This window comes from Marinitoga sp. 1154, from assembly GCF_013363285.1.
Lineage (GTDB): Bacteria > Thermotogota > Thermotogae > Petrotogales > Petrotogaceae > Marinitoga.
Genome location: NZ_LBFB01000039.1, coordinates 1 through 7,318, shown reverse-complemented (window position 1 = coordinate 7,318; position 7,318 = coordinate 1). Strand labels below are relative to the sequence as shown.

Genomic DNA, 7,318 nt, shown 5'->3' with positions numbered 1-7,318 from the left:
TTTCTACATCAAATGTATATATTAAAAATATAAACACTATTCCTGTGTTTATTATTGTAAATATTAATCTTGAAAATATTGTGTATATAAATACTTCCCATAATGGCGTTTCTGACAGAAGCAGGTACTCTATTGTTCCCATTATCTGCTCCTGCCTTATTACACTTTTAAATGTTGTTAGGGACAGTGTTGTATAACTCATGAATACACTTCCTGATATAAAATATGCTAAGATATTTCCTCCGTATTGCTCTATCATTGGAAAGTAGTTCCCCTGAGCTATAAACCTTCCCATGAATCCAAATTGTAATAATCCTAAGAATCCACTGAGTATCCCCAGCACTGCCTGGGTTTTATAGCTTTTCCATATTAATATATCTCTTAACAGAAAATATATGAATTTTTTTATTCTTTTCATGATTTAACCTATTATTTTAAATTTTTCCAAAGTATTGCTTTTAACTAACTTCCTTGATTGGTTATAACAATCTTATCCACACGTCTTATTGATAAATATGTAAACAATACAATCCATATTATCCCATAAATAAACGCTTCTTTCGATTCTGTTAGCCAGATCATATCTACGATGATTTTTAATATTTTATTTTCCTGAAATAATATCATTAAAATATTTGTTATTTTTATTGTAACAAATATTATCCCAACTGATATAATGCTTCCTATCATTAGCTTTCCAGGTAAAAATGTGGTCACCAATATTGCAAAGGATGTGAATACCAATGTTTTTAGAATATTTATAATTATTGGGGAGATTATTTCTATTATTCCAATGTTTGCATTAACTTCCATTGCTCCCAATGTGAATGAACCCATTATTATTCCTGCACCAACTATTATTAAAACAAACGCTATAAAAAATTGTAAAGTTATAAAAAGATAAAAATTGCATAATCTATTTAACATCCATCTTATTCTGCTTTTACCACACAACAAATGTGTTAAAAATGTTCCTTCTACATATTCTATATTAAAAGCTAAATCTGCTAACATCAACATTAATATTGGAATCAATAATTCCTGAGTATTAGATATAAAATGCATACTTATTGCTAACCCACTGGCTATCTGGCCTTCAACTATTTTTCCGCTTGCTTTTAAAATAAAGACAGTTAATACACCTACAATAACATATATTGATTGAATAATTATCCAGTGTTTATATTTGAATAAAATTTTCATAAAATCACCTCTTTTTCTATTATTAAATCCACGAGGTTTTTATAAATTTCAGGATTTGTTCCGGCAATTATACATGTCTTTCCTTTTTCTTTATAACTTTTAAGGATTTCTAACAATGTATCGATTCTTTTCTGGTCAAGGGCAAGCTCTGGCTCATCCCATATCAGAAGTTCTGGCTCATTTATCAATGAAAATGTCAGTTTTGCTATTTTTCTCATTCCATGAGAGGATTTTTTGTATTTTCTATCAAAATCTATATCCCAGAATTTTTCGTATTTTTCTATTTCTTTTTTTGCATGTTCATATGTAAGACCTTTTTCTTTTGCAAAATACATTATGTTTTCTTTCAAACTCAATTCTTTATATAGCCCCATACCATCAACTACCATCCCTACACTTTTCAAAACTTCGGACTCCTTATATGGTTCTTTTCCTAAAACTTTTATTTTTCCATTTTTGGGTTTTATTATTCCTCCAAGCAATTTCAAAATTGTACTTTTCCCGGAACCATTTGAACCTTTTATATAAACAAATTCTCCTTTGCTTATTCTCATAGAAAAATTTTCAACAATTTTTGGTCCATTATTAAAATAAAATAGAATATCCTCCATAACAACTACATCCATATTTTCACCTCTTCAAAGAAATATTTTCAATTAGCCTCCTCATTATATTTTTTTATATTTTCAAAATAAATTAGTTATCAAAAATTAGATTTTTAAAAACACCTTTATCTACTAATCATATAAAGTAGATAAAGGTGAATTTGAATCTTTCTTTCATTTGTTATTTTGAATTTACTTTAACTTCAAACTTTCTATTATTTAAAACATTATTTTTAATCCATAATGAAAGCTCGTTTTTTAATGTCCATTTATACTCACTACATCTTTTTTCGAAAATATCCACATCTTCTGGAAATAGTATTCTATATGGACATCCGCCATTACATAACGGCAAAATACTACATTCGCTACATTCTTTTATATCCAACGGATCAAAAGCCATCCATTTAATATAGCGCGAATAATTTGTTATACCTTCACTTACTGTTCCAATACTTTTTTCTTTTTGTCCAACTTCATTCCAGCATTTATATATAGTTCCATTTGGATCTATAACAAATGAATTTTTCCTTACAGCGCCACAACTTCCAAAAGTTAAAACTGGATAATTAGTTAAATAAGAATATGCATCTTTTTCTTTTATCTTTAAATATTTTAAAGCAAATTCTTCTATATGAAAACACGTTTTAGCAAAGTTATTGTGATGAATGTTGTCCAATGAAACTGGTGCTATGTAAGGAAAAATATTTAACTTTAATTTTTTTAATTCTTCTAATAAAGCTGGAATTTTCTCTTCATTAGTTTTATCCATATTAATTCTAATTAATATTCTTTCAAAGTATTGAGAAATGTTTTTTAAATTACTTATAATAATATCATAAGATTTTCCATTTTTATGAGGTCGTCTTATATCATGAATCTCTTTAGGCCCATCTAAAGTAATCTGAACCGTTTCTACATTGCAGTTTTCGGATAATATTTTTGCATATTTTTCATCCCAAAGATAGCCATTCGTTATTATTGAAGATTTAAATTTTATTTTTTTATTATCTAATAGTTTTTTTATTTTTTTTGATAAATATTCTATTATTTCAATACTAAGAAGTGGCTCTCCTCCATACCAATTAATATACAAAAATTGAATATTAGGTGTAATTCTTTTGTCAATAAAATCAAAAACTTTATCAGCCGTTGACTTATTCATGTATGATTCTTGCTTATATTCTTGCTGATAACAATAAAAACATTTAAAATTACAATCTAATGTAGGAGCAATTGTTAACGATAAGGTATTTTGTAAAAATTTTGCCTCCCAATTTTTTAGTTTAACATAACTATTTTCATCGAAATCTTCAGGAACTATGTATAAAGCCTTTTTTAATTCATAAAAAACATCAGGATATAATTTCTCCAAACTCTTAAAATCTTTTTTTATTAACATTTCATATGATTCGTTTTTTAATTCACATAATCCATTATTTAATGCATTATATGCATATATTTTATTTTCTATAACAAAAAAAGTTAAATATTTTCCAAATCTCATACCCATATATCTCACCCTTTAAGATATACAAAAATTATTTAATGTAAATATATTATGCATATATGACTTGAACAATCTTGTGTTGTGCAATTTTGAATAAAACACCAATTTCCATACCAATCAATTCCGCATCCTTCAATCGTATTTTCATCATCATTAATAGGTTTTATAATCCACAACATAATTAACACCTCCTAAATTCCCTGATCTACTGCTCTACAAAGATTAGAGTCGCAAATAGGCGGTGAAAAGCGGCATGAATAAATCCAGCTACAACTATGTGAAGGATTATTGCATGGACAATTTGTATAACAAATAACTAATAAACAAAAGCAATCTAATTCATCACCTTCATCTATGGGTTTCATTATCCATTCCATTATTACACCCCCACTAAGGTTAATGCTGTTTTAAACATAAAAAATACCTTTATGATATAGTTTTATAGGAAATAAATATATACCAATGATTTTTCTCTGGCACCAGAATAAAGAAGACTGCTAACAGCCGGCTGAAAAATCAAAAATTTTAATAATTTTTGATATAATAATTACGACAAACTTGTTGTTAATCAGAAATTTTATTTCTAAATTTCTTGTCGAAATTGAGGATTAATTGAGTTTGTTGATGAAGAATAAAATCAAACAAATTTATCTTGATTTATATATGACATTTGTATGAAACAGACATCTTCTTTACGTTTACATTAAAAGTATAATTGTGAATTTTATAACTCAATAATTCAAGATAAAACTCAATATATGTATAGTTTTTATTTTATGTTACTGTACAATTAAAAGATATTATTTTCACTTATTCAATTTACAATAATTTTAGCAAAAAAAAAAAAGAAGTCAACTATACCATGTAAAATTTAAGTAAAATTATAATTGTTTTTTATTTTCTAAAATTAAAAATTTTCACATAATTATTATATCAACTGATATATTTTTATTTTTATTTTTTTGTTTAATTTCAATAACATAATCATCTTTTTGTATGTCATATCCTTTTATTTTTATTTTTCCTCTATTTGGTATTATAAACATTCCTATTGTTTTTATTAACGTCGTTTTTCTTGCTCCATTTGGTCCAAATATCGTTACTTTTTCTCCTTTGTTTATTGTAAGATTTATATTTTCCAGTGCTTTTATTTTGTTTTTATATATTTTTGTCAAATTTTCGGGGGAGCAAATCGCATCTTCTAAGCCATCATAATCTTCAAAAGAAATAAAAATAGGTAAATATTTATCTTTTATTTTTTCAACTATATCTCTTAAAAATGTTGTTTTTCCACTTTCTACATCCTCTTCATTATTTAAAAAAAGGTTTTTTACTTCAAAATTATTTGATCACCTGATATATTAATTATCAACTTAATTATTGAAAATATACTGTAAATTTTTTTATTTGTATTGACTTTTCTTTTTTTTTTTTTATATAATACTTGTGAATAAAATTTTAAAATGAAGATTTAGTATAATTTTAATTTAAAAAGGGGTTTTTGTATGTATTTGATTGATGCTACATATATTTCTAATTTCATTCTTATACAAAAAGATAATAAATTTAATACATTGAAAAAGATTCCGATTTCAACTTTATCAAATAAACTTATAAAAGATATTAGTTTCTATAAAGTAAAAACTAATAATAATGTAGAAGTACCATTACCAATATTAAACAATAAAATTATCAAAATAAAAAATAAATTAATATGTGCAAATGAATTAATGAAACAAATTCCACTAAAGTAAACTTTTCACAGGAGGTGGCTTTATGGGCATTAGAATGGATGCTATTTATGAAGGGAATGTTAGTGGGTATGGACATGTTAATCAAGGAAGATACGTTACAGGTTCAGAAGCATGGGAAAAATTTCAACAAAGGAAAGCTCAAAAAATTGAAGAATTTAACCAAAAAGGCATTGAAGGATGGAAAGAAACTAAAGAAGCAGCAAAGTGGGGAGGAATTGGCGGGGCAATAGGATATCTTGGATTGGCAGCCGTTAGTTCTAATCCAATTACGTTATCAGGGTTGGCTGGAGGAATAGTTCTTGGAGCAATCGAAGGAACAATAACTTCTGATATAGCTTCGTGGGGTAAATGATAATGAATAAAAAAATATTATTTAAAGTTATTAAAAGTATAAGCCCTTTAATATTATTAACCGTAATAATTAAAAAATTTAGTGATTATCCAGTTTCAACAAAAGATCTTATAGGATATATTTTAATTTTTAGTTCCATTTTATTTGTGATGTTTAATTTACAGGAAAACTATAACATTAATAATAAAATAATAACTAAACAACTTATTATTTTATTTGTTATAAATAATTTCTTCTTTTTATGGGGGGCTCTGCCCGTGGTTATGGCTATGAATATAGTTTCTATTTTTATATATTTTGAAAAATTACCCGGCATGAAAAAAGATTAATAAAAATATCTCCAAGAAATATTTCAGGAGAAAGAAATACTCGTTGAATTTATTAACATGCATCAATATTAATAAAAATGCCGGAATTTCCGGCATTTTTATTATTTCACCTTTGTTGGATGTCTATTCTTGATGAAATCATTGTTTCCAAACCAAAACTTTCAGCAACTTTTAAATACTCAGAAGTTTTTAATAATCACCCAAATTTTGTGATTTCAAATACCAATCCTGTAGAAATATCTTTTAATCTTATTATATCCTGAAGCGTTTTAAAGGATTCATCCAACAAAACAGTATATTTCGTTAAAAGGTCTTTTACTGCGGATTCACTTCCAACAGGTAATGGTTGTTCTATTGCTACTACGTTAAGATCTTTAAATACATCAAGTATTTTTTTTACTTCATAATGGTTAAATATACCTTTAAAATCTATCCATATTTTGTATTTATCAATATTTGCTTTTAATATATCCAATTCTTCTAAAGATATTTTTTCAATGAATTCAATTTTAATCATTAATGCATCTATTAATTCATCATAAACAGCATATCCCATATCATTATAAAAATATAATTTTTTCATTTTCTTCTTTCCTTTTCCTTGGCATTGCGTATTCACCCCTTCCAAGATTTGGATAAAAAATAAGAAAGTGATATCATAAAATTGAAAAAAAGAAAGGGGTGTTTTTTAATGAGAAAACGAACTAATTATGAACCTGAATTTAAGTTTGGCTTTTTCAGCAAAGCTGAAAAGATTTATTTTTCTTTATTATAAAATCATTTAATCCTATTAACTGCTGTAAGCAGTTAAAGAATATCTTTCTGATGATTCATTAACTCCAACATATTTTGCTTTGCAAAATAGAAATATGTAAAAATTTTAATTATACAAAATATTTTTTATCTTCGATAAAAATAGGGTAAAAAATATAAAGATTCTAATTATGATGATAATGTGTTTCATTCAAAAAAAGGCCGTCCTAATTCTATGATTTCCGATATTTCTAAATCATGCTGCGCAAGCTGTATGATTTTTTATTTTATAAATTTATATATATATTTTTATGTTTATTTTTCTTATTTGGTTTTGCGAAGCAAAATGCTTTGGTATTATTAAGTCTAATTCAAATAATACTAATGATTCTGTTGCTTTAGAGAAAAAACTTAAATATTATGAACAATCGTTATGATTGTCTTCTTCTTGAAAAAGAACTTCTTATTAAAATGCAAGAGGATGAAATTAATTTTTTGAAAAAACAACAACAACAGAAAAGAAAGTAACTTTTATTGGTGATTTGTTGATTATTACATGATGCTTTGCATCATGATATTTTGCTTTTTTTATTTGTTTTAATATATATATCTTTTAAATATATCTTTATGATTTTTTAGTTTGAAAACAAACTAAAAAACTTATGGTGTTTCTTTAAATTATATGCTTAATCATTATAAGATTAAACGTAGCACTTTCTATTTTAAATCAAGATTGTTTTTTACTGTTAATCGTTATAGTAGGAAAAATAAATGTTTTAAAGGTTATTCTTTGAATACTAAAGGTGAAAAGA

9 protein-coding genes and 1 pseudogene are annotated in these 7,318 nt (G+C 25.5%); 3 read left to right on the top strand and 7 right to left on the bottom strand.

All coding sequences use genetic code 11. The features are described 5' to 3' along the window. The 6 genes and pseudogenes from XO12_RS10760 to XO12_RS10735 form a co-directional block, all read right to left on the bottom strand. Positions 1-418, bottom strand: a pseudogene (locus XO12_RS10760) (ABC transporter permease); the annotation flags it as partial. 44 nt (positions 419-462) lie between these two features. Next, a complete protein-coding gene (locus XO12_RS11250) occupies positions 463-1,203 on the bottom strand; it encodes a hypothetical protein (RefSeq protein ID WP_217683691.1) in 741 nt (246 codons plus the stop codon). Next, complete coding sequence (locus tag XO12_RS10750; protein WP_047266754.1) at positions 1,200-1,829, bottom strand: ATP-binding cassette domain-containing protein; 630 nt, start codon at positions 1,827-1,829, stop codon at positions 1,200-1,202. The genes XO12_RS11250 and XO12_RS10750 overlap by 4 nt, the downstream gene beginning before the upstream one ends. 160 nt (positions 1,830-1,989) lie before the next feature. After that, positions 1,990-3,315, bottom strand: a complete 1,326-nt coding sequence (locus tag XO12_RS10745; RefSeq protein ID WP_175420305.1) for a radical SAM protein — start codon at positions 3,313-3,315, stop codon at positions 1,990-1,992. Between the two features lie 38 nt (positions 3,316-3,353). Next, complete coding sequence (locus tag XO12_RS10740; protein WP_175420304.1) at positions 3,354-3,497, bottom strand: hypothetical protein; 144 nt, start codon at positions 3,495-3,497, stop codon at positions 3,354-3,356. A 738-nt stretch (positions 3,498-4,235) separates the two neighbouring features. Beyond that, positions 4,236-4,493, bottom strand: a complete 258-nt coding sequence (locus XO12_RS10735; RefSeq protein WP_254867734.1) for an ATP-binding cassette domain-containing protein — start codon at positions 4,491-4,493, stop codon at positions 4,236-4,238. A 330-nt stretch (positions 4,494-4,823) separates the two neighbouring features. Here XO12_RS10735 and XO12_RS10730 point away from each other — a divergent pair, with 330 nt between their 5' ends. From XO12_RS10730 to XO12_RS10720, 3 genes are read left to right on the top strand one after another with little or no spacing between them, the layout of a single operon-like run. Then, entirely contained in the window at positions 4,824-5,072 is a 249-nt protein-coding gene (locus XO12_RS10730) for a hypothetical protein (RefSeq protein WP_047265454.1), read from the top strand. A gap of 22 nt (positions 5,073-5,094) precedes the next feature. Further along, a complete protein-coding gene (locus XO12_RS10725) occupies positions 5,095-5,424 on the top strand; it encodes a hypothetical protein (protein ID WP_047265455.1) in 330 nt (109 codons plus the stop codon). Between the two features lie 2 nt (positions 5,425-5,426). Then, a complete protein-coding gene (locus XO12_RS10720; RefSeq protein WP_047265456.1) occupies positions 5,427-5,753 on the top strand; it encodes a hypothetical protein in 327 nt (108 codons plus the stop codon). A 196-nt stretch (positions 5,754-5,949) separates the two neighbouring features. Here the strand turns inward: XO12_RS10720 and XO12_RS10715 are convergent, their stop codons facing one another. Further along, the gene (locus tag XO12_RS10715; protein ID WP_047265457.1) at positions 5,950-6,336 is read right to left on the bottom strand and encodes a hypothetical protein; all 387 of its coding nucleotides are present in this window, start codon (positions 6,334-6,336) and stop codon (positions 5,950-5,952) included. Positions 6,337-7,318: the final 982 nt, after the last annotated feature.

Bases quoted from the DNA above. Each gene is read 5' to 3' on its own strand.
- XO12_RS10745 (WP_175420305.1), bottom strand. From the start codon at position 3,315: ATGAGATTTGGAAAATATTTAACTTTTTTTGTTATAGAAAATAAAATA.
- XO12_RS10740 (WP_175420304.1), bottom strand. From the start codon at position 3,497: ATGTTGTGGATTATAAAACCTATTAATGATGATGAAAATACGATTGAA.
- XO12_RS10715 (WP_047265457.1), bottom strand. From the start codon at position 6,336: ATGAAAAAATTATATTTTTATAATGATATGGGATATGCTGTTTATGAT.
- XO12_RS10730 (WP_047265454.1), top strand. From the start codon at position 4,824: ATGTATTTGATTGATGCTACATATATTTCTAATTTCATTCTTATACAA.
- XO12_RS10750 (WP_047266754.1), bottom strand. From the start codon at position 1,829: ATGGATGTAGTTGTTATGGAGGATATTCTATTTTATTTTAATAATGGA.
- XO12_RS10720 (WP_047265456.1), top strand. From the start codon at position 5,427: ATGAATAAAAAAATATTATTTAAAGTTATTAAAAGTATAAGCCCTTTA.
- XO12_RS11250 (WP_217683691.1), bottom strand. From the start codon at position 1,203: ATGAAAATTTTATTCAAATATAAACACTGGATAATTATTCAATCAATA.
- XO12_RS10725 (WP_047265455.1), top strand. From the start codon at position 5,095: ATGGGCATTAGAATGGATGCTATTTATGAAGGGAATGTTAGTGGGTAT.